This window comes from Streptomyces sp. SD15, from assembly GCF_054462255.1.
Window position 1 is genome coordinate 1 of record NZ_JBTLMO010000069.1, and the last position, 21176, is coordinate 21176.

At 67.4% G+C, this 21176-nt stretch carries 20 protein-coding genes; 15 read left to right on the forward strand and 5 right to left on the reverse strand.

The genetic code is table 11. The annotated features are described in order from the left end of the window. Positions 1-77: 77 nt before the first annotated feature. Positions 78-1439: a competence protein CoiA family protein gene (locus tag ACX28W_RS39005; RefSeq protein ID WP_459004877.1), complete on the reverse strand. Its 1362-nt coding sequence runs from the start codon at positions 1437-1439 to the stop codon at positions 78-80. A 1072-nt stretch (positions 1440-2511) separates the two neighbouring features. Here ACX28W_RS39005 and ACX28W_RS39010 point away from each other — a divergent pair. The 13 genes from ACX28W_RS39010 (at position 2512) to ACX28W_RS39070 (ending at position 15004) form a co-directional block, all read left to right on the forward strand. Continuing rightward, positions 2512-3459 carry an alpha/beta fold hydrolase gene (locus tag ACX28W_RS39010; RefSeq protein WP_459004878.1) on the forward strand — a complete coding sequence of 316 codons (948 nt, stop codon included), beginning with the start codon at positions 2512-2514 and terminating at the stop codon, positions 3457-3459. 120 nt (positions 3460-3579) lie between these two features. After that, positions 3580-3900 (forward strand): hypothetical protein, encoded by a 321-nt coding sequence (locus tag ACX28W_RS39015; RefSeq protein ID WP_459004879.1) that lies wholly within the window; start codon positions 3580-3582, stop codon positions 3898-3900. Positions 3901-4078: 178 nt separating this feature from the next. Then, positions 4079-4822 (forward strand): fumarylacetoacetate hydrolase family protein, encoded by a 744-nt coding sequence (locus ACX28W_RS39020; protein WP_459004880.1) that lies wholly within the window; start codon positions 4079-4081, stop codon positions 4820-4822. After that, positions 4819-5778, forward strand: coding sequence for a VOC family protein (locus ACX28W_RS39025; RefSeq protein WP_459004881.1), 960 nt, complete (start codon positions 4819-4821; stop codon positions 5776-5778). The genes ACX28W_RS39020 and ACX28W_RS39025 overlap by 4 nt, the downstream gene beginning before the upstream one ends. 15 nt (positions 5779-5793) lie before the next feature. Next, the gene (locus tag ACX28W_RS39030) at positions 5794-5955 is read left to right on the forward strand and encodes a hypothetical protein (RefSeq protein ID WP_459004882.1); all 162 of its coding nucleotides are present in this window, start codon (positions 5794-5796) and stop codon (positions 5953-5955) included. Between the two features lie 78 nt (positions 5956-6033). Further along, positions 6034-7671: a long-chain fatty acid--CoA ligase gene (locus ACX28W_RS39035; RefSeq protein ID WP_459004883.1), complete on the forward strand. Its 1638-nt coding sequence runs from the start codon at positions 6034-6036 to the stop codon at positions 7669-7671. Between the two features lie 132 nt (positions 7672-7803). Next, positions 7804-9138 (forward strand): ABC transporter substrate-binding protein, encoded by a 1335-nt coding sequence (locus tag ACX28W_RS39040; RefSeq protein ID WP_459004884.1) that lies wholly within the window; start codon positions 7804-7806, stop codon positions 9136-9138. 68 nt (positions 9139-9206) lie between these two features. Further along, positions 9207-12014, forward strand: a complete 2808-nt coding sequence (locus ACX28W_RS39045) for an ABC transporter permease subunit (protein ID WP_459004885.1) — start codon at positions 9207-9209, stop codon at positions 12012-12014. Then, positions 12011-12724, forward strand: a complete 714-nt coding sequence (locus ACX28W_RS39050) for an ABC transporter ATP-binding protein (RefSeq protein WP_459004886.1) — start codon at positions 12011-12013, stop codon at positions 12722-12724. The genes ACX28W_RS39045 and ACX28W_RS39050 overlap by 4 nt, the downstream gene beginning before the upstream one ends. Before the next feature lie 162 nt (positions 12725-12886). Continuing rightward, entirely contained in the window at positions 12887-13171 is a 285-nt protein-coding gene (locus tag ACX28W_RS39055) for a flavin reductase (protein ID WP_459004887.1), read from the forward strand. A 62-nt stretch (positions 13172-13233) separates the two neighbouring features. Continuing rightward, entirely contained in the window at positions 13234-13608 is a 375-nt protein-coding gene (locus ACX28W_RS39060; protein WP_459004888.1) for a DoxX family protein, read from the forward strand. 552 nt (positions 13609-14160) lie between these two features. Continuing rightward, complete coding sequence (locus tag ACX28W_RS39065; RefSeq protein ID WP_459004889.1) at positions 14161-14388, forward strand: DUF6059 family protein; 228 nt, start codon at positions 14161-14163, stop codon at positions 14386-14388. A gap of 232 nt (positions 14389-14620) precedes the next feature. Next, positions 14621-15004 (forward strand): hypothetical protein, encoded by a 384-nt coding sequence (locus ACX28W_RS39070; protein WP_459004890.1) that lies wholly within the window; start codon positions 14621-14623, stop codon positions 15002-15004. A 14-nt stretch (positions 15005-15018) separates the two neighbouring features. Here the strand turns inward: ACX28W_RS39070 and ACX28W_RS39075 are convergent, their stop codons facing one another. Then, positions 15019-15816, reverse strand: a complete 798-nt coding sequence (locus tag ACX28W_RS39075) for a class I SAM-dependent methyltransferase (RefSeq protein ID WP_459004891.1) — start codon at positions 15814-15816, stop codon at positions 15019-15021. Here ACX28W_RS39075 and ACX28W_RS39080 point away from each other — a divergent pair. Further along, the gene (locus tag ACX28W_RS39080; protein WP_459004892.1) at positions 15764-16261 is read left to right on the forward strand and encodes an FAD-dependent monooxygenase; all 498 of its coding nucleotides are present in this window, start codon (positions 15764-15766) and stop codon (positions 16259-16261) included. The two genes, ACX28W_RS39075 and ACX28W_RS39080, sit on opposite strands and share 53 nt — an antisense overlap. A 313-nt stretch (positions 16262-16574) precedes the next feature. On the opposite strand, the gene ACX28W_RS39085 is transcribed toward ACX28W_RS39080, so the two are convergent. Together ACX28W_RS39085 and ACX28W_RS39090 are read right to left on the reverse strand one after the other, a co-directional pair. Beyond that, entirely contained in the window at positions 16575-17180 is a 606-nt protein-coding gene (locus ACX28W_RS39085) for a VOC family protein (RefSeq protein ID WP_459004893.1), read from the reverse strand. 175 nt (positions 17181-17355) lie between these two features. Then, on the reverse strand, positions 17356-18255 hold the full coding sequence (locus ACX28W_RS39090) for a fumarylacetoacetate hydrolase family protein (protein WP_459004894.1): 900 nt from the start codon (positions 18253-18255) through the stop codon (positions 17356-17358). A gap of 145 nt (positions 18256-18400) precedes the next feature. On the opposite strand from ACX28W_RS39090, the gene ACX28W_RS39095 reads away from it, so the two are divergent. Beyond that, positions 18401-19198, forward strand: coding sequence for a GntR family transcriptional regulator (locus ACX28W_RS39095; protein ID WP_459004895.1), 798 nt, complete (start codon positions 18401-18403; stop codon positions 19196-19198). Between the two features lie 818 nt (positions 19199-20016). Here ACX28W_RS39095 and ACX28W_RS39100 read toward each other — a convergent pair. Then, the gene (locus tag ACX28W_RS39100; RefSeq protein WP_459004896.1) at positions 20017-20862 is read right to left on the reverse strand and encodes a FadR/GntR family transcriptional regulator; all 846 of its coding nucleotides are present in this window, start codon (positions 20860-20862) and stop codon (positions 20017-20019) included. Positions 20863-21176: the final 314 nt, after the last annotated feature.

The following is a 21176-nucleotide window of genomic DNA, read 5'->3' on the forward strand; positions in this document are numbered from 1 at the left end:
CCCCTGACACACCATCAGCCAACTACACTCCGGACGACGCCTCTGACCAGACCAGATAGCGAAACGCTGCTGGAGTATTAGCGCTGATACGTCGCGTTGGCGGGTTCCACGGCTTGAGCTGTACGCGCGGCGGCGAAGACAGCCCTTCGGGCACTGAACGGGTCGTGGGTCGCGGGCAGCCATGGGTGGGTCGCCAGTGCGGCGGCCAGTCGCCTGCACTCTTCCTGGGCTGCGAGCCACCGCTCTCGTTCTGCGTGCGTGATGTCGATTCGCCCCGCCGCGATGTCCGCTCCCGCCGGGAGGGTGTCGGCGAGTGCCTTCAGGCGCTGAAGGGCGGAGTCCAACGCCAGCCTCGCCGCCACGACATCGCCGGGAATCTCCCAGCCGTCCACGTTCCACGTGGACCTGTACTCCGGCGGCGGCTCCTTCGACAGCCAGTCGGAGGCATCGATGGGATCGCCACTGTCGCGGGGACGCGCGAGTTCCGTGCGAATCCCGGTGTCCTCGCCATAGTGGCAGTGCGGGTCGGGCGGGAGCGGCTCGGTGGCGAGGAGCGTGGCGGTCGAGTCGGCAGTCGATGCCGGCAGATAGGGATCTGGTTCGTGACGGCCCTGGAGGAACTCCGCCTTGTCCGACGGCTTCACCCACATGTGCCAGCCGCGCCGCCGCCCTGCGCGCGCTCGCATGAACAGCGTCACGAGCTCGCCCGTGGCCGTCATGCGCACCATGTCGTCGTAGTGCGCCTGCGTCGATTCCCACGTGGCGTGCCAACCGCCACAGCGCGTCCCCGTCTTGGGGCATTCGCGCTGAGTGCTCCAGTCGCAGCGGACCATGCGCAACGCCTTCACGCCTCCTCGTACGCGCAAGGCGTCCCGACTGCCCACGTCCTGCCATCGCTGGACGTTCAGCCTGGCCCAAGGCGCCCGATCGATGGCGAGCGAGTTCTCGTTCGTCACGAGCCACAGTGGTGTCAGGCCGTCGTCCACCGCAGTGCGCGTCCTGTTGTCCACAGAACCACTCGCGATCGGCGAGATCTGGATCTCGTAGCCGATCTTCTTTCCGTTGGCCCCGGCAACCGTTACATCCGTACGACGGCAACCATGTACGGCTCGGTCTTCGACGGAGACGCTGAAGCCCTCTCGACTGGCTGTTTCGGCGGTGTGGTTCTTGAGCGCCTTGTGCAGCTCGCTCTCGCCTGTTGTTTCGGACACCTCTCCCCTGGTCACGTGCCGGGCGTGGTAGCGGCCGTTCTTCTCGACGATGGTCATGAACCCGGGGCAGGCGGTCCCGTATTCGTGGGCCCCGAGGCAGTAGAGAAGGTCGGGCTTGTAGTTGCGGTGGATTTCCTGCAGGAGCCCTGGGCGGTCGGGGTTACCTAGGTCTGATGCGCTCAAGTCGATAGTGATCCCGTAACCGCGATGCAGCACGTTGTGGGTCATGTTTTGAGAGTAAGTCCTGCCTCTGACAACAGAGTTGGTTGCCGCGGCGGGGGCTGTTCGGTGGAGGTGCCTATGCCGACGAGCAACCCCGCCGCGGCACAGCGTCGGCGCTGTCTGCGTGTTGCGCGCACTCACTGTCGTCAGTAGGCGCCGACTGTCGCATCTGCGGATGGGCGGCCCTGGCCAAGCGCCTGCACATCGACCCCGCGGTCGTGTCGGCCCATCCGCAGAGGAACAGGTCTGCCGCAACGCGTACGTCACTGCTGCGTCCCTCCTGTGCGCGTTCCCTGCCATCAACGAACGCCAGTTGTCGCATAGGTTCGGTCGGCGGTCGAGTTTGTACACAGGGGGTTCGGGTGTTGTGAGGGGCGGGAGGATGAGCGCGTGCTGTCCCAGGTCTTGAGTCTGACTCATGATTTCTCTGACCGAAGTGTCCTGGTGTCACAGTTTCGGCTGTTGGCCGGGGACGGTGCGTTGTCGGTGCCGGGCTGGCGGGGTGTGTCCCGATAGGGGCCTGCCGATCGTTGTGGCGTCCTCACGATTCTGACCGCCCGACGCGGCCCGGTACCGGCAACGCGATCGCCCGGTAGCAGGCGTCGTCGTCGGTGGCCGGCAGGCCCTCGACATGCACGTCGTGCGTGACCCAGTCCGCGGCGGCCAGCTTCGACGATGGAGCCAGGGCCCGGTTCGCAACCAGGGAGAACAGCCCAAACGGGGCCGGCGCCGTGGACGAACCCCGCCTCGGCCGGCTCCGTCACGGTCTCGTCGGTCAGCCGCCGGTCGGACTCAGCCTGAGCTTGCCGCTCGACGAGCCCCGGGGCCATCCGGGGCGGCTGCTGACTTGAGGTCCTCGGCGGTGGGTGCGCTGGTGCTCACAGAACCCTCCTCGGGTGCTTGACCGGACAACGCTGTGTCCATCGGTCGGAAACAGGTGCGTAAGAGTATTGACCCACTTGAAAAATTGGTGCAACCATTCCGGCACCGCAACCACGGTCCGGTCGAGACCCCTCACGATCAGTGTTCGGACAGCACGGGCCACCGGAAGCCATGACCCGAGGAGACAAGAGACCCGATGGGCAGCAAACTCGTCGAAGAGATCGCCAAGGCCGGAGAGCCGAGCGCAGAGTTCCGCAGCATCTGGACCGATCTGCGCAACGTGGCGTTCGAGCAGGGCTGGCTCGACGTCAAGGGCACGAAGATCCGCTACCTGCGTTCCGGAGCCGGCAAACCACGGAAGATCATCATGCTGCCGGGCACCGGCAGTCACGCGGAGACCTTCGCGCCGAACCTCGGTCCCCTGGGTGAGCAGTTCGAGTGCTGGGCCATCGACATACCCGGCTGTGGCTACAGCGACAAGCCTGACGTTCCCTCATACGACAGTCGGTACATCGCCGCGTTCCTGAAGGACATGGCCGAGGTGATCGGCGCCGAACAGGTCGACCTGGTCGCTTGTTCGGTCGGCTCGTGGGCGGCCCTCCAGGCTGCGCACCTCTACCCGGAACTGGTGCGTCGGCTGATCATCGTTTCGCCGGGCGGCGGCCCGGTGCCCGACGAGAACGACGAGTGGTACGAGTTCTGGAACCTGCGCGACATCTCCACCGTGTTGGGCAGCGAAGGCGAGGCCCGCCGAGAGATCGTCAAGCAGCCGACGTGGGAAGCAGCCGAGGCCATCCTCACCGGTCTCATGCCCGACCGGCGCCGGCTGCCCGACGACATGATCGCCGCGAGGCTCGACGTCAACCGCCAGCCCGGCGCCGCCGACGTATACCCGAAGGTGAACTGGTGGGTCGACTACGACCTGCGCCAGGCCAACGGCCTCACCCGCGACGACCTCCGCAACATCCAGCAACCCGTCCTGGGCATGTGCGAACGCGACGACCGGGTCCTCGTCATCATCCAGGCCATGTTCGAGGCCCTACCCGACAGCAAGCTCTACCGCGTCGAAGGCGTCGGCCACTGGCCCCACTACGAAACACCCGACCAGTTCAACACCTGGGCACTCGAACACCTCACGGCGTGACCGCGACGACCACCACCACGCCGAACCGACCAGCTTGACTGCAATCCCGTTCAGACCGGCCTGCTCGCCCGATGACGGGCAGGCCGCTATCCCGATCAATTACACCAGGAGGTAAGGATCATGACCACCGGAAGCAACGTTGAGGGTATCTGGGAGTTCGTCGCGCAAACGCCCAGGGGGCCGATGCGGTGCACCTTGTCCGTGCTGGCGGACGGCGACCGCTTCACCGGGACGGTGAAAGGCGACTTCGGCGAACTCGAGGTGACCGACGGGCAGATCGAGGACGGCCCGGTCCCGGTTCTGCGCTGGGCGATGAAGCTCAAGGCTCCTCTTCCCCTCACCGTCAAGTGCAACGCCGAACTGACCGGCGACGAACTCAAGGGCACGATCACCGCCTTCGGCATCGGTAGCTTCCCGGTGGCCGGCGGGCGGGCCTCCTGAAGCGCTTCGCGAGCCCCTGTCCCCTCGAGTAGAGACGGTTTCCATGAAGCTGGCTTCCTACGTCCGGTCCGGTGCCCCGTCCTACGGGATCTACACCGATGCGGGACTCGTCGACATCGGTCAGCGTCCCGATCGCCCCGCGGAAACTCTGAAAGACGCCCTGGGCGAGCTGAGCGCTTTGGCGGCGTTCTCCACGCAGGCGCCCACCATCGGCCTCGACGAGGTCGAGTTCCTGCCACCCGTTTGGAACTCCGACCGCATCATCTGCGCCGGCCTGAACTACAAGGAACACATCCGGGAGCTCGGCTTCCCCGAGCCTGAGGTGCCGATGCTGTTCGTGCGGTTCGCCGACAGCCTGGTCGGCCACGGTCAGCCGATCGTAAGACCTACCGCTTCCGTGGAGTTCGACTTCGAGGGCGAACTCGCAGTCGTCATCGGAGTCGGCGGCCGCCACATCGCCGCGGACCGGGCATCGCACCACATCGCGGGATACTCGTGCTTCAACGAGGGCTCGTTGCGGGACTTCCAAACGCGTGGCATTCAGTTCCTGCCCGGCAAGAGCTTCTGGCGGTCGGGGGCGTTCGGCCCGTGGCTGGTCACGCCGGACGAGGCCGGCGATATCGGCCAGGCGAGCCTCGTGACCACGGTCAATGGCGTCGAGAAGCAGCGTGCCAAGCTCGATGACCTTCTCTTCGGTGTCGACCGCCTTATCGAGTTCATCTCCACCTTCATGCCGCTGCGGCCAGGAGACATCATTGCGACCGGCACGCCCGGCGGCGTCGCGGCGGCCGGCAACCCCCCCACATGGCTGGTGCCCGGCGACCTCGTCGAGATCGCCATCGACGGCATCGGGGTACTGCGCAACACGGTCACCGACGAATCCCCGATGCACACTCACCACAGCACGGAGTCGACGCCATGACAAAGACAGATCCCCGCGTGAAGATCTTCGATGTCCTCTTTCCCCGGCTCGCTGTTCCCGACCTGGGTCTGGCAGAGGAGTTCCTGAGCGCACTCGGCCTGGTCCCGGTGGAGCGGACCGAGCGTCAGCTGTTCCTGCGCGGTACCGGCTCCGCCAACCACATCTATGTGGCGGAGCTCGGCGAGCCGCGGTTCATCGGTATGGCGTTCACCGTCACCGACGAGGAGGACCTGCATCGGCTGGCCAAGCTGCCGGAGGCCAGCGCCGTACACGAGCTGGACGAACCAGGCGGTGGGCGCCGGGTGACGCTGACCGAGCCGAACGGCTACCAGATCGAGGTCATCCACGGAATGGCGCCCCGCGAGCCGCTGGTGGTCCCGCCGCTGCTGTCCAACTCGGCGCTGGCGCCGGCGCAGCGCATCGGTGTCGGACCCTGGGGCCCCGATCAGCCGCCGCACGCCTGGCGGTTCGGCCACGCCGTGCAGAAGACGGAGAAGTTCGGCGAAACCATGGCGTGGTACCAGAATACCCTCGGCCTGGTGCCGTCGGAGTTCGGCGACGACGGCGAGGGCGAGATCAACGGCGTCTTCCTCTGCCCCGACGGCGGCGAGCGCTGGGTCGACCACCACTGCCTTCAGATCGCCGCGATCCCGCAATCGGGATGGCACCACGTCTCCTTCGAGGTGCAGAACTGGAGCGAGGTGTTCGAAGGCGCCGCTTACCTCGCCAAGCAGGGCCGCTACAAGGTGTGGGGAAGCCCGCAGCGTCACCTCGTCGGCGGCCAGGTGGGCATCTACGTCTCCGATCCGTGGGGACGGCTGCACGAGTTCTGGTCCGACGGCGACCGGGTCGACAACACGCACGAGCCGCGCACCTGGGCGATGGCAGACATGATCGACGGTCCACTCTGGGGCGAGGCGCCTGACTTCGACTTCTTCATGCAGGTGGCGCCATGACCGCCAGGCCGGCCCGTGAGCCGGCCACGCGCCGAACGGCTCGACCTGGACATGTCCGACGAGGAGATCTGGGCGGCCACCGAGGCTATGTGCCGCCAAGATCCGACGTTCAAGTCGATGCAGACGTGGGGCGACGACGAACTGGCGCTGGCCACAGGTCGTCAGCTGCAGGCCTGACGTAGGTTCCTCGTCCCGGCGCGGTTGGGACGACGCACATGTCCACCACGGGGGTCACGAACGGAAAGGTTCCGCGACATGCGCAGCACGATGATGGACAACCCACTGCAGGTCTCGCGGCTTCTGGAGCACGGCCGTACAGTGCACGGCGCTTCCGAGGTCGTGACCTGGACCGCCGAAGGAGCCCGCCGGGCCACCTTCGCCGAGGTCGGCTCCCAGGCGGCGAGGCTGGCACATGCCCTACGGACCGACCTCGGCGTCACCGGGGATGAGCGGGTCGCCACGCTCATGTGGAACAACGCCGAGCACATGGTCGCCTACCTGGCCGTCCCCAGCATGGGGGCAGTCCTGCACACGCTGAACCCGCGCCTGTTCCCCGAGCAGTTGGCCTACATCGTCAACCACGCCGAGGACAGGGTGATCATTGTCGACTCGACCCTGATCCCGCTGCTCGCCAACGTGCTGCCGCAGCTGACCACGCTGCACCACGTCATCGTCGTCGGCGACGGCGACACGAACAACCTCGTCCGCGACGGGCTGACGGTGCACCGCTACGACCACCTGATAGCTGGGAAGTCCGATCACTTCCCATGGCCCGAGGCAGACGAGCGCGACGCCGCGGCTCTGTGCTACACGTCCGGCACCACCGGCGACCCGAAGGGCGTCGCCTACAGCCACCGCTCCATCTACCTGCACTCAATGCAGATCTGCTTGGCGGAGGCGTTCGGCATCGGCCCAGCGAGCAAGGTGCTCGCCGTGGTGCCGATGTTCCACGCGATGGCGTGGGGCCTGCCGTACGCCGCCTTCATGTCGGGCGGATCGCTGCTGATGCCTGACCGGTTTCTGCAGGGGGCCCCACTCGCGGCAATGATTGCCGCGGAGCGGCCCACGCTGGCTGGCGCGGTGCCGACGATCTGGACCGACCTGCTCGCCCACCTCGACGCGAATCCGACCGATGTCTCGTCGATGAAAGAGGTGATCGTGGGTGGGTCGGCCTGTCCACCCTCGCTCATGCACGCCTTCTCCGAGCGCTACGGCGTCGAGGTCATCCACGCCTGGGGCATGACCGAGACGTCGCCGCTGGGCTCGGTTGCGCGCGCCCCGGCCGGGTTGGCCGGGCCCGAGGCATGGGCTTACCGCTACACACAGGGCCGCGTGCCGGCGAGCGTCGAAGCCCGCATCGTCGGCCCGGCAGGCGAGGTCATGCCCGCGGACGGTAAGGCCGTCGGCGAACTCGAGGTACGTGGCCCGTGGGTCACTGGTACATACGTCGGGGACAGCGAGCCGGACCCGGAGAAGTTCCACGACGGTTGGCTGCGCACCGGCGACGTGGGCAGCCTGTCACCCAACGGATATCTGACCCTCACCGACAGGGCAAAGGACGTCATCAAGTCCGGCGGTGAGTGGATCAGTTCGGTGGAGCTGGAAAACCTGCTCATGGGACACCCGGCGGTGTTGGAGGCGTGCGTCGTAGGCGTGCCCGACGAGCGCTGGGGTGAGCGTCCACTCGCGACGGTCGTGCTCCACGACGGGGCGACGGCGACCGCCGCCATGCTACGCGACCACCTCGCCGGCTCGCTTGCGGGCTGGCAACTGCCGGAGCGGTGGGCCTTCATCGAGGCCGTTCCGAAGACCTCGGTGGGCAAGTTCGACAAGAAGCGGGTGCGGGCCCAGCACGCCGATGGCTCAATCACTGTCATCACCGTGTCCTCGTGACCCCGAGTCAGCCAGCCGAACACCTCGGGTAGGCATCGAGGCCGATGCAAGCAGGCGGGCACCAGCTCAAGCTCGTGCTGCCTTCGACGGGACCCCGCGCCCGACATCCGCCACTACCTCTTCACCACTGACTTGGCGTCCTCGGGTCGCCGCCGGCGGCTCGCATTCGCAGGAGAGTCACCACCAGCACCCCCGCAGAAAGAGGTACCCACAATGACTCAGCAGAGGCGCGGCAAAGCCGCCAGTCGGGCGGCCATCGCGGTCGCGGCGTCCGTCGCGCTCACCATGACCGGATGTGCCAAGAGCGACGACACCGGCAACACCGACCCCGCTGCTGCGGCGATCGCCGCAGTCCCAGCCGCCTTCGCCGGCAAGGCCGCCACCGGCAGCCCGGTCAAGATCGGGCTGCTCAACCCTGAAGGAAGCGCCGCCGCCGACTTCCCGGAAAGCCGCGTTGCAGCCGAAGCGGTGGTCGCCTACGCCAACGAACACCTGGGCGGACTCGCCGGACACAAAATCGAACTGGTCCGCTGCGATCTCGTCGCGGAGGACCCGTCCACGATGACCGCCTGCGCGAACCAGATGGTTCAGGACCAGGTCGCCGCCGTCGTCGCGACCACGGGTGGCAACGGGGAACTCATGGCTCCCATCATCACCAAGGCCGGCATCGCCTACACGAACTTCCAGGGCACCAGCGCCACCGAGTTCAACACGCCGAACGCCTTCTTGTGGAACGGCGGCGTCGCCGCCACGACCGTAAATATGGCGAAGTTCGCCGCGAAGGCCGGGGTGAAGAACGTAACCATGTACGTCACAGCGGTCGGTGACATTCCCGCGCATATCGGGGCGGCCACGCCGATCCTCAAGGCGATGGGCATTGACAGCAAGATCGTCCCGATTCCGCCAGGCGCGCCGGACGTCACTGGCCAGGTCCAGGCGGGCCTGAAGGACAAACCAGGTGCGATCACCGTCCTCGGTGACGTCTCGACCTGTATCGCCACACTCAAGGGTCTGAAGCTCCTTAACGCGAACGTCGATCGCTACCTCACCCAGAAGTGCGCGGAACCCGCGGTTTACGAAGCCGTGCAGGATGCCCTCGACGGCGCGTACCTGTTCACCACCGCGGAGGGGACCAGCGATCACGATGAGGCCAAGATCTACCGCGCCGTGATGGCCAAGTACGCCCCCGCCGATGCGAACCTCGGTGGCAACGCCACCGCCGGCTACCAGACCATGCTGGCCATCACCCGGATGGTCAACGCCGGCATCGGCACCAATGAGCCGACTGCGCCCAACATCATCGCCGCGCTCAAGGTGGCCAAGGCAGTCCCGCTTCCCGTCGGCCACGGAATCACGCTGACCTGCGATGGCAAGGCCCTCCCCAAGCTGCCCAACGTCTGCTCGGTCGGGGGCCTCGTCGGCGAGATCAAGCAGGGAACGGCCAACAAGTTCAACGCTCTTCAGTGACCCGAGCCGGGACCGGACGAATGGTTCGTCCGGTCCCGGACCGAATCCGTCAGGCAAAGGAAGCGCACATGACCGCCCATTTCACCTTCCTCCTGCTCGGCCTGGGTAGCGGCGCGGTCTATGCCGCGCTCGCGATGGGCCTTGTTGTCACCTTCCGCAGCTCCGGCGTAGTGAACCTCAGCACCGGCGCGATCGCGCTCTACATCGCCTACACCTTCGCCTACCTCCGTCGCGGTGAGCTGATCAGTCCGATTCCATTCACGCCGACAACGGTCGACCTCGGTGGGCCGATGGCCGTCCTGCCGGCGATGATCCTGGCTCTCGCGATCGCGGCCGTGCTGGGGCTCGCGCTCTACGGGCTGGTGTTTCGCCCGCTGCGTTCGGCTTCCCCGGTGGCCAAGGCGGTGGCCAGCATCGGCCTCATGCTCATGATCCAGAGCCTGCTGTCCGCTCGACTGGGCAACAGCCCGGCGATCGTCCGGTCCATCCTGCCCTCTGGAACCATCACGGTAGGCGGCACCAACCTCGCCGAGGACCGGCTCTGGTTCGCCGGCATCATCGTCGTGGTGGGCCTGGCGCTTGGCGCGTTGGTGCGGTTCACCCGGTTCGGCCTCGCCACCCGCGCGGTTGCGGAGTCCGAGCGGGGCGCACTGGTCAGCAGGCTCTCCCCGGATCGGATCGCCGCCGTGAACTGGGCGCTGTCCGCGGTGGTGGCCGGCCTGGCGGGCATCCTGATCGCACCGATCGTGGCGCCCTCTCCCAGCGCGTACACGCTGTTCATCGTGCCGGCGCTGGCCGCTGCCCTGGTCGGCGGCCTGGCCCGGCTCGGCCCCGCGATCGCCGCCGGCCTGGCGATCGGAATGCTGCAGTCCGAGGCGGCCAACCTCCAGGCCACGGTCCCGCACTTTCCGAAATCCGGCGTCGACACCCTCGTTCCGCTCTTCCTGATCCTCGTGGTGCTGCTCTACCGCGGCGGGAGCATCCCGCAACGCGCTTCGATCGCCCAGCAGTCCCTGGGGCGGGCGCCGCTGCCGCGCAATCTCCCGCTGGCGGTCGGGATCGGCGTTGTCGTCGGGCTGGTCGCGCTGCTGACCACCAGTGGGAACTGGCGAGCAGCCGTCATCACCTCGATGGTCCTCGGCATTCTCGCTCTGTCCTATGTAGTTGTGACGGGGTACGCCGGGCAGGTCTCCCTCGCCCAGCTGGCCCTGGCCGGTTGCTCGGCCTTCCTGCTGGCTCGGCTCGCCACCGACCTGCACATCCCCTTCCCCCTCGCGCCGCTGCTCGCTGCGTCGGCCGTGACGGTCCTGGGCGTCATAATCGGCCTCCCAGCAATGCGGCTGCGTGGACTCCCGGTAGCCGCTGTCACACTCGCCTTCGCCGCGGCGGCGGAGATGATCTGGTTCCAGAACCCGCAGATCAACGGCGGCACCGCGGGCGCTCCGATCGGTGCTCCTAGTCTCTTCGGCCTTGACCTCGGTATCGGCGAGGGCATGGCCTACCCGCGAATGGCGTTCGGTGTCATGGTCCTCGCCGTGCTCGCGATCACCGGCACCGGGGTCGCGTTGCTGCGCCGTAGCCGGCTCGGCGCGTCGATGCTGGCCGTACGAACCAACGAGCGCTCGGCCGCCGCCTCCGGCATCGACGTGCGCCGAGTGAAGATCGCCGCTTTCGCCATCGGCGCCTTCATCGCCGGCTGGGGTGGCGCACTGATGGGCTACCAGCAGCAGGTGGCCTCCGCATCTACGTACGCGACGCTCACCGGTGTCGCGGTGTTTGCCGCCGTATGCCTGGCCGGGGTCACCTCGGTATTCGGTGGCCTGGCCGCCGGCGTGGCCGGCACTGGTGGCCTGTTCTACTACGCGCTCACCAACTGGATCGACCTGCATCAGTATTGGGCGGTCATCAGCGGACTGGCGCTGGTACTGACCGTTATCAAGTACCCAGAGGGAATGACCGGTCCGATCCAGGAACTCCTACGGCGTCGGCATAACCGGCACAAGGCCCCGGTCAGCGACGACGAGGTGATGTCCACGGCTCGTGCGGTCGACGAGCGTACCGCGCACCCGATCGGCGAGACGATTCTCCAGGTGGACTCGGTCGCGGTCCGATACGGCGGTGTAGTCGCCGTCGATGACGTCAGCCTCACCGTCCGCGACGGCGAGATCCTCGGAATCATCGGCCCCAACGGCGCGGGCAAGACCACCCTGCTCGACGCCCTGGGCGGCTTCGTCGGCAACGCCTCCGGCGTGGTTGCGCTCGACGGTGTGAGCCTCGATGGCCGGCCGGCCTTCCAGCGGGTCCGCGCCGGGCTTGGTCGCACCTTCCAGGCGGTGGAGCTCTACGAGGACCTCACCGTCGAGGAGAACGTCACGGTGGGCACCGCCGGCACCGGCGCCCGTCGACCACTACGTCGACCAGAGCTTCGCGCGATCTTCGATGTGCTCGGCCTATCCGTCGTCGCCGACCGCCCAGTCTCGGAACTCTCCCACGGACAGCGGCAACTGGTCTCCGTCGCCCGGGCGTTGGCCACCAGACCACGAGTGCTTCTCCTCGACGAGCCCGCCGCCGGCCTCGACTCGACCGAGAGCCTCTGGCTCGGCGAGCGGCTCAAGGCGGTCCGCGACGCCGGCACCACCATCGTGATGATCGATCACGACATGGGCCTCGTCCTCCAGACCTGCGACCGGATCGTCGTACTCGACCGAGGCGAGAAGATCGCCGACGGCAGCCCCGAGGAGATCCGCAACGACCCGGCCGTGATCACGGCGTATCTCGGCGCCACCCACGACGGCGCTCAGCCAGTCCCAGCCCAACCCGCGCCACGCCAACCGGACCGGCCTACCATCCCTGCAAGCCATGAGGTCGTGAAATGAGCGCCACCCCCGCACTCGAGGTCACCGCCCTGGCTGCCGGCTACGTCGGCAGCCCGGTGATCCGGGATCTCTCATTCGCCCTCGCCCCCGGCGAGGTGCTCTGCCTGCTCGGCCCCAACGGCGCCGGCAAGACCACAACCCTGCTAGCACTGTCCGGGCTCCTTGCGCGGTCGGCCGGCACCGTCACAGTGAACGGCGTCGCGTTGCCCGCCGGCCGACCCCGTACGGCCGCCCGGGCCGGCCTGGCATTCGTGCCCGACGACCGGTCGCTCTTCCGTACCCTCACGGTCGCGGAGAACCTCGCCCTGGCCGCCACCTCGAAAAGCCGGATCGCCGACGTGCTCGACCTCTTCCCCCTGCTCAAAGAGCGGCTCAATGTGCACGCCGGGCTGCTGTCGGGCGGTGAGCAACAGCAACTCGCGTTGGGCCGGGCCCTGGTCCAGGACCCAAAAGTGCTGATGGTCGACGAACTTTCGATGGGACTGGCGCCCGTCATCGTCGAGCACCTGCTACCGGTGATCCGACAGGTCGCCGACGAGACCGGCACCGCGGTCATCCTCGTCGAGCAGCACTTCCGGCTTGCGCTGGGCATCAGCGACCAGGCGATCGTGCTCGCCCACGGCGCCGAGGTCCTTCGTGGTGCGCCAAGCGAACTGCTGGCCAAGCCCGAACAGATCGAGGCGGCCTACCTGGGCGGCAAGGCGGCCTGAAACGGCAGAGAGAAAGAGAACTGAACAGCTGCAGGAGCGAGCGGCGTCCTGCCGCACGCCAGCGGTAACTCGACGATCGATGAGGTCTGTCCGCCACAGCGCCACGCACGGGACGCGCGGCCAGGCCACCCGGGACCCGCAACGAAGGTGAGGCAACGCAGTATGAGCAACAGTGCTCGGGCGGCCGGGCGCCCTCCTGAGCCGGCAGAGTTCCGGGCCGCCCTGGCGCACTGTCCGACCGGCGGGGCAGTGGTGACCTCTTACCTGCCCGGCACCAGACCGGTCGGCATGGTCGTCGGGACCTTCACCTCGGTTTCGCTCGACCCCACACTGGTTGGTTGGCCGGCTACTCAAGTTCTCCAGATCGGTCGCTGCCTTGGCAATGGCCGAGTGAGAACGCGCCCCACACGCCCGGCGGCACGGTTCACCCCTTCACCTGGCTCGTGATGGTCCTCGCCTGAGGGGGCGACAGGCCTCAATGGGTTTCTCAACGATTACGGAGACGATGAATGATGAATGTCCTCACCTGGGTGCTGCAGGCCCTCATGGCCGCTCTGTTCCTGGTCCATGGCGGGCTGATGATAGCGCCGCCCGAGTGGTTCGTGCGCCGGCTGCGCGAGCGGGGCCGCGAGCCCAGCTGGCCCCACAGCCTGCTCGTCTTCACCGGCATCGCCGAGGTGTTGGGCGCGGTCGGCCTGATCCTTCCCGCGGCCACCGGGATCCTTCCCGTCCTGACCCCGCTGGCCGCGGTAGGCCTGGCGATCGTGATGGTGGGCGGCACCGTCTACCACCTGCAGCGGCGCGAGGGCTCGCTCGCGACGGTGGTCCTGGGCCTGATATTCGTGGCAATCGCGGTCCTTCGCTGGACTGTGGTCCCGCTGTGACGAGGAGGCGCAGTGCGCCGGCGTCGCCACAATGGTCCGCCACCAGATAGCCGTACAGGTGGCACAAACCGACCGGCACCTCGATCCCACGGCGCACAAGACCGCACCTCAACGCAGCCGGGTTTCCGAACGACACAGGGCGCAGCGCGACCCGCTGAAGCTCGGGCCTGGCCTGGGTATCCGGAGCAGCCCTGTTCTCCGTGCGTCGCCTGACCTCAATCCGTTTCCGTGCATCCGCTGCACGCTTGGAGGCCGGGACGCGGGCGAGGAGAACTTGCAACGTGCGGATCTCGTCGGCACCGCGTACGCCGGGCCCGGCCAGACCGACGAGGACCTCGCCGACGCCCTTGCCGCCGGGGTGGACCGCATCCACGTCGAGTCGTCGGCCGAGCTGCGACGACTCGGCGCGCTGGCGGTCTCCGCAGGCACGTCGGCCCGGGTGCTGCTCCGGGTGAACCTGCCAACTTGCAGTCGCGGTCTCGGATCAGGAACCGGAACACGTGTGCCCGCTCACCGAGGTCGACGATCAGTACGTGACAGGAGGTACGTGACATGAGATACGTGAGCAGAGCACTGCGCGAGGTCTACTCCTCGCTGACCGCCGCGGGGTGGGTGTGGATCGGAATCCCCCCGACGGGGCCACCGCAGCCCATGGCCGCGCCGCGACTGGAAGAACCACCACAGGGCCATCCGGAGCGGCTCTGTCCGGACGTTCCACTGACCAGTACCGAACGCGCGCTCCAACGACAGCTCGTCACACCGATCGGGGAGAGGGAGTGAAGGAGATTCGTCGCCTGGACCGGGTGATCATGCGCTTCGCGGGTGATTCCGGTGACGGTATGGCCAGGTCGTCGTCCCCGAAATGAACCTCGGCCGGGAAACGACAGCTGGACCGTCGTCGGCTGACCGGCGGTCCAGCGCCGTGCGAGCCGCCGTCGAGGGACGCGTCCGAGAGTGGTGTGTCCGCGCTCGTACCGGGGGGCGCGAACGACGAAGACGAAGGGTATGCACCGTGCCGCACCGATCAAGCCCTGCTCCGACCCGGGTTTCGGCCGATCTCCAGGTGGAGGTGCGGGCCTTCTACGCGGGTCGGCTCCCGCTCCTCGAAGACCGCGAGATAGAGGAGTTCGCCGCGACGACCGGGGCGATCCCTTACGTCGGCAACAAGGTGTTCCGGCACTGGTTCGACGAGTTCGTGATCGAGCAGGTGAGCGAGGACGAGATCAGTGTGGTCTTCCGCTCGCTGGTCAGCGTGACGGACGAGTACGGCAGGGTTGTCCTGGAGCCGGGTGCGACGGTGGAGGACGTGCTGGTGCGCCGCGACGGCCGGCTGTTCACCCAGTCGCGTGTGGTCCGGCGCCACGTCCCGGCCCCCGACGGCGGCACAGCCGCCTGAACCCGGGGCCGCCGTCAGTGGCTCGGGGGCACCGGGGCGTCAGCGGGGTGGGTGACCCGGAGTTTGGACTGGCCGTGCGGCAGTTGCTCCCAGTCCTCCATGACGGAGGCGACCAGGCCGTGCTTCTCGGCCAGCCGGATCAGGGTCCGCGTACGGTAGAAGTCCTCACCGAGCACCTGGTGCTCGTTCGCCTCGGTGCGGTCGTAGGTGAAGTCGAAGTGGCCGCCGGGGGCCAGCACCCGTCCGACGTGCGCGAGGCATTCGTCGATGACCTCCAGCGGGGAGTGCGAGAACACGCTGTGCGCGTGCACCACCGTGAACCAGGCGTCGGGAAGAAAGTCCAGCGTCAGGTTGTCGACGGGTGTCAGATACGCCATCTTGTCCTGGAGTCCGTATCGGACCAGGGTCTTCTTGGCCTCGATGAGGATGTCGGGCGAGATGTCGATCCCGACGTAGTGCCCGGGCTCCAGGTGCTGGATGAACCGCCACCCGGCGCGCAGATTGTCGCACCCGATCTCCAGCATCCTGTCCTGCGGGGTCAGCCCGTGCCGCATCAGGTAGTCGTACTGCAACTTGCCGATGGCCAGCCAGCGGTCGTACGACGGCCTGCCGCCGACCGCCGCCTCCGGACTCCTCGCGGTGTCCGACGCCATCACCGCCCGGTAGTACGCGATATGACTCCCGCGGTGTCGCAGCCGCAGCCGTGTCAGCTGCGCGGACTGGCTGCTCCGCACCGCCGACCTGTATCGCGACGAGGTAGTGCCATCGGCGGTCATCGCGGCCACCACCCGGCTGCACCCGGCAGTGATCATGCACGCGGTCGACCCGATCCCGACCGGGCACAGCAACCGCATCGTCTTGGTCGGCGACGCCGCCCACCCCGGCGGCGCAGGACAGGGCGCCTCGATAGCCATCGAAGACGCCCTCGCCCTCGCCGCTGCGCTCCAGGCCGAGCCCACCACCACCGCGGCGCTGAAGGCATACGATGCCGAACGGCGCCCGCGCGTCGTCAAGCTCCTCGGCACCGCAGAGGACAACCGCGGCGTCAAGAAGGCCGTCCCGGTCAAACGACGCCAACAGGCGCTGTTAATGCGCGTGTTCGTGCCGCTGTTCTACGAAAAGGCCACCGCGTGGCTGTACAAGCTACGAACCCAGCCGACCCCGCGACCACCGGCAGCGTTGACCTCGCCTCGTCCCCCGGGCACGGTAGCTTCACCAGCAACCCAAGGCTCCACATGGGAAAAATCACCCAGATGACAGTCCCGGTTTCTGGTGAGGACACTTGGGTTCGCGGGAACTGACGGAATTTTGCCAGAACAGCGCGGGCTCCTCCAGCGACCAGCGACCAGCGACCAGCGGCGCAGGCTTTCGTAGTCGCGAGAGCCGGCTCTCCCCCGCTCGTCGAGCCACCGGGCGAAGTCCCCGACCCGTGAAGCCTCCCAGGTTCCTTCCGGCGGCGTCCAGAGGACCCGCGGTCGCCTGCCGGCTGGAGCATCCCGGCCCTCGCCCGAGAGCGTCTGCGGCGCGGCGTGCCGCGTGACGTCGGACATCGTCGTCCTGCCTCCCGTCGCTACTCGGGGAGGCCGGACGACATGAGCTCGGCGAGGAACTCGCGGTGCCGAGGATGCGGCTTGAGGATCTCCGACTCCGGCTCACCAGACTCCACGCGGGCGCACAGCGCCTCGGGGTCGATGTAGACACCGAGGGGGTTGACTTCGAACAGCCCCGTCGAGAACCACGTGTTCAGCTCTGCCGCGGACTTGAACGCACCGACGCTCAGCTCGATCTCGTTGTCGTCGGGGTCCCGGTAGTACAGGGACGTTGCCACGCCGTGGTTGACGCAGCGTACGGGGACGATGCCCTTCGCCTTGAGGTCGCGGTAGTGGCCGGTCAGCTCCTTGAGCGAACCGACCTCGAAGGCGGCGTGGTCCATCCCGGTCGTCTTCCTCGTCGACGGCACGGCTCCCTGGGTGGGCAGGATCGCCATCCGGTCCTGCGACTCGTCCCACGTCAGAAAGATGATCAGCGGGTGTCGCATGACGACCTGCATGCCGAGCACGGTGCAGTACCAGTCGACGAGGGCGTCGGGTTGTGCGGTGCGCAGCACGATGTGGGCGTACTCGGCGGGCCGGAAGCCACCGCGAGCTTGCGGGACGTGCGCTTCGACGTTGGTCATCGTCGTACCTCTCTGGTTCGTCGGACGTGATGGGTCGACAGGTAGGCCGGTGTGCTCTTGCGTGGGGCGTCAGCGGGGAACGTGACCGGTGCACAGAAGGAGAACGAGATTCAGGGTGAGCCCAACGGGACCGGCCCCGACCACGACGACCCCTGGGCCGCCGTCGGTCGGGTACTCACTGCTCACGGTCATGCTCGTCGACCTCCTTGTCGTCACCGCCGGTCGGCTCGTTCTCGACCCGGTTGCGCAGCACGCCGACGCCGGAGACCGCGATCTCCACGCGGTCCCCGGCGCGTAGCCACGTGCTCGTGAGGGCCCCGATCCCGGCCGGCGAGCCGGTGAGGACGACGTCCCCCGGCTGGAGCGCGAAGACGGTCGAGATGTAGGAGACCAGCTCGGCGTGGCTGAAGATCAGGTCGCCCGGTTCCAGACGCTGACGCACCTCGCCGTTGACCCGCGTCTCCAGGGTCAGCGAGGAAGGGTCGGGCACGTCGGAGCGGGTGGTGATCCACGGGCCGAAGGCTCCGCTCGCGGGGAAGTTCTTCCCGGCGGTGACCTGGTTGGAGTGCGTCTGGAAGTCCCGGACACTCCCGTCGTTGTAGCAGGCGTACCCGGCGACACAGTCCATGGCCCGGTCGGGAGCGACACGCCGACCGGACCGGCCGATGACGAGGGCGATCTCGCCCTCGTAGTCCAGGCACGGTGACGTCGCGGGCACCAGGACGGCGGCTTCGTGCCCGACGTGGCTGAGCGGGCTGCGCATGAACAAACGGGGGTGCCGGGGGTAGTCACCCGGCTGCCGGCGCATGAGGGAAGCTGTTTCCTCGAAGTGGCTCTTCGTGTTGAGTCCCACTCCGATGACATGGGTGGGGTTGGTGACGGGTGGCAGCCACGTCACGTCGTCGAACGACCAGTCGGCCGACGCGTCAGCGAACCGTTCGAGGGCGTCGACGCCTCGGGCGAGAGCGGTCCTCAGGTCCGGGGCGCTCGTGCGTTCGGACACGTCGACCAGACCCGACGACGCGACGATGCCGAAGCGGTCCTTGCCGGCGGCGCGGAAGCTCGCAAGGCGCATGTCCGTCTCCGTATCCCGCTGTCGTAGAGAGCCGTCCAGGCATCGGCCTGCCGGGACCGCCTCGTCGGGGATCGGTCGCGACAGCGAGGTCGGCCGGCCACGTGGCGGGTAGCACATCATAAACACATAGGTTTATGATGTGACAATGAGTCTGCGTCCACCTCATGCCGGCGGCGCCGGCAGCACCGCAGCCCGCGTCCGCTTCGACGCGAGCGTCCCGTTGCACCACCAGGTCTATCTCGAGGTTCGCCGCGACATCGCGGACGGCCTGTGGGAGGGAAGGTCCGACTTCCCTGGCGAGAAGGAGCTCGCCGAACGCCTCGGAATCAGCGTGATCACCAGTCGTGCAGCGCTGGATCGGCTGGTCGGCGACGGATGGATCGAACGGCGGCGCGGTCGACGCCCGCGGGTGCTGCACCGGCCGGAAGTGGCCGCGAAGGACGACAGGCCGGGCATCCTGGAGTTCGGGTCCCTGCGTGCCTACACCTACACGGTGCTCGAGGCGGGGACCTCCATCGCGCCCGTCGAGGCGTGCGCCGCGTTCGGGCTCCCGTCCGGCGAGTATCTCTGGCAGTGCATGAGGCTGCGCCACCACAAGGGTGCCGCGCACAGCGTGACCCACAACGTCCAGCGGCCCGCCGTCGGCGAGCGGCACACGATGCGCGAGCTGGAGAAGGAGTCGATGGCCCGGATCCTTGCGCAGCAAGGGCACTCCACAGCGCACATCCGCCGACGCATGGGGATCACCCATGCCCCCACTGTGGTGACCGAGGCACTGGGGCTCACGGTCGCCGAGCGCGTGTTGGTGTCGACCTTCACCCTGCACGACCCGAGCGACGAGGTGCTCGAGTGGGTACGCATCTTCCTGCACCCCGACCACGACACTCCCGAAGAAACGCTCGACTTCGCGACGGGCACCTGGTCGACGGAGGACGTCATGTAACGCCTACCATCCATCGGCCAGGTGATCGACGGGGGTCCGGTCTTCGCAGGTTCGAAAGATTCGAACGATGTCCGTTGTCGACGTGTGGATGCAGCACCCGACGCTTCGCCACTCACGGGACGAGATGTTCGACTCGGTTCGTCGGTGGACGGGGAGGGAAGCTCCTCAGGAAAAGCTGCCGGTGTCCGCCACGATCGCGGCAATGGACGAGGGCGTGGGTCTCCACGGGCCTGATCAGCGCCTGGCACGGCCCGCGTGGCGTACTGATCAGCAACGGCGAGGTGGCCGGGTTCGTGGATCAGGCTCCGGGTCGGCTTCTGGGGCTTGCCGGGGCCGACTCGATGAGACCCCAGGAGGCTGTCCGGGAACTGCGCCGCGCGGTGCGCGAACTCGGCTTCATGGGGCTGCGACTGGTGCCGTGGCTGCGGGGGCTGCGCGCTCCTGACCCGGCGCCACCGGAATCCGTGGCTCCGGAAACCACGGTTCGCACTGCGTGAGCTGCCCCGGCTCCCTCTTCAGCGGGGCTGTCAAGTTATTATATTTATACAGGGCCGTATAATGATCTTGTGCCAGTAGTGGGCGCCGCGTGGAGTTTTGGCCGTGACGTGGACGCGCGATCCCATGATTGTGTCGATCAAGTTGGCCCGTGCTGCGACGAGCACATCGATCGCTTCGCTTCGTTGCGTGGCTGCGCCTGCCACCGCGGCCCGCGACGGACGGGGTGCCGGCCCTGCCGTCCGCCGAGGCCTGATCCGCTGCGGCTACGGCCGGAAGAGCCGTTGTTGATCCAGTCCCCGGGACCACTCCTCCGGCGTTCGTCATGCCTGTCTCTGGGGGTGGTCGTCACCTGGCGTTCCGTGGTCTGTGGTCGCTGGGGCCTGTGCTGTAGCGCTGGGACGGTGGCCTGGTGCGAGGATGCCCATCATGAGTGTCCGAAGTTGCTGTAGTGCGCTGTCCATGGCCCGGCGAGCGTCGTCGTGATCGCGTCGCTCGATGGCATCCACGAGGCTGCGGTAGGCGCCAGAGCTGAGCGGGGGAAGGACCTCGCCTATCCGCCGTCGCTGAAGGTTGTGCTCGGGATCAATGGTGGTCTCGAACATCTTCACGTACGTATTGAGGAGTAGCTCGACTGCGACGGAGTGGCCGCTGCGGCACAGGGTTCGTAGGAATGTCCGTTGGGCCGCAACCATCGAGTTACTGTCCCCGGAACGCAACGCGTCGTCGAGGACGCCGAGCCGCTCCCGCATCAGCGCGATGTCGTCGGCATCCGCGTGCATCATGGCCAGCTCGACAAAGCTTCTGAAGATGATGGCACCGACATCCACGACCGACTCCGCAATCTGGACGTCTGCCTCGCCGCTGCGGTGGAGCAGGTACGGTAGCAGCTCCGTGGAGCCCTTCTCTCGGAAGTCGGTTACCTTGCATCCGGAGCCCTGACGACGTTCGAGCAGGCCGAGCAGCTCCAGCTCAAGCAGCGCGGATCGGAGCGTGTGTCGGTCCACGCCGAACTGGACGGCAAGGTCGCGTTCCGATGGCAGGTAGTCGCCGGGTTTGTAGGCACCCTGCAGGATGGCCGTGCGTAGCTGGCTCGCGACGTGTTCGCCGAGAGACCGCCGGGCGACGGCGACAAACCGGTGGTCCGTCGTCTCGTGATTCGAACTCATGGGGGTCCGTCTTCTCCGCATCAGGTGCTGGTCCAGCGCGGATGGAGAGAGTACTCCAGCACGAAGACCTGGGAATGGTTGCACCAATCCGCCTGGATCGACCACTAAATACTATACGAGGGACTGGGCGTCTGGTCCCCAGAGCGGGCTGTTGGAGGGTTCGCCGGCGAGGGTGGGGGTCCTTCCTCGGTTTCTTGAGAGGAGGCCCGGCGTGCCGTGTCGAGAGGCGATGATCACAACAGCGCGACACTGCGTGCCTTCGGCGCTGTGTTCGAGGTAGGTTCCAGATGCCAATCAGGAGTGACCCCGGTGTG

Bases quoted from the DNA above. Each gene is read 5' to 3' on its own strand.
- ACX28W_RS39005 (WP_459004877.1), bottom strand. From the start codon at position 1,439: ATGACCCACAACGTGCTGCATCGCGGTTACGGGATCACTATCGACTTG.
- ACX28W_RS39060 (WP_459004888.1), top strand. From the start codon at position 13,234: ATGATGAATGTCCTCACCTGGGTGCTGCAGGCCCTCATGGCCGCTCTG.
- ACX28W_RS39035 (WP_459004883.1), top strand. From the start codon at position 6,034: ATGCGCAGCACGATGATGGACAACCCACTGCAGGTCTCGCGGCTTCTG.
- ACX28W_RS39065 (WP_459004889.1), top strand. From the start codon at position 14,161: ATGAGATACGTGAGCAGAGCACTGCGCGAGGTCTACTCCTCGCTGACC.
- ACX28W_RS39055 (WP_459004887.1), top strand. From the start codon at position 12,887: ATGAGCAACAGTGCTCGGGCGGCCGGGCGCCCTCCTGAGCCGGCAGAG.
- ACX28W_RS39045 (WP_459004885.1), top strand. From the start codon at position 9,207: ATGACCGCCCATTTCACCTTCCTCCTGCTCGGCCTGGGTAGCGGCGCG.
- ACX28W_RS39090 (WP_459004894.1), bottom strand. From the start codon at position 18,255: ATGCGCCTTGCGAGCTTCCGCGCCGCCGGCAAGGACCGCTTCGGCATC.
- ACX28W_RS39100 (WP_459004896.1), bottom strand. From the start codon at position 20,862: ATGAGTTCGAATCACGAGACGACGGACCACCGGTTTGTCGCCGTCGCC.
- ACX28W_RS39095 (WP_459004895.1), top strand. From the start codon at position 18,401: ATGAGTCTGCGTCCACCTCATGCCGGCGGCGCCGGCAGCACCGCAGCC.
- ACX28W_RS39075 (WP_459004891.1), bottom strand. From the start codon at position 15,816: ATGATCACTGCCGGGTGCAGCCGGGTGGTGGCCGCGATGACCGCCGAT.
- ACX28W_RS39015 (WP_459004879.1), top strand. From the start codon at position 3,580: ATGACCACCGGAAGCAACGTTGAGGGTATCTGGGAGTTCGTCGCGCAA.
- ACX28W_RS39050 (WP_459004886.1), top strand. From the start codon at position 12,011: ATGAGCGCCACCCCCGCACTCGAGGTCACCGCCCTGGCTGCCGGCTAC.
- ACX28W_RS39085 (WP_459004893.1), bottom strand. From the start codon at position 17,180: ATGACCAACGTCGAAGCGCACGTCCCGCAAGCTCGCGGTGGCTTCCGG.
- ACX28W_RS39025 (WP_459004881.1), top strand. From the start codon at position 4,819: ATGACAAAGACAGATCCCCGCGTGAAGATCTTCGATGTCCTCTTTCCC.
- ACX28W_RS39010 (WP_459004878.1), top strand. From the start codon at position 2,512: ATGGGCAGCAAACTCGTCGAAGAGATCGCCAAGGCCGGAGAGCCGAGC.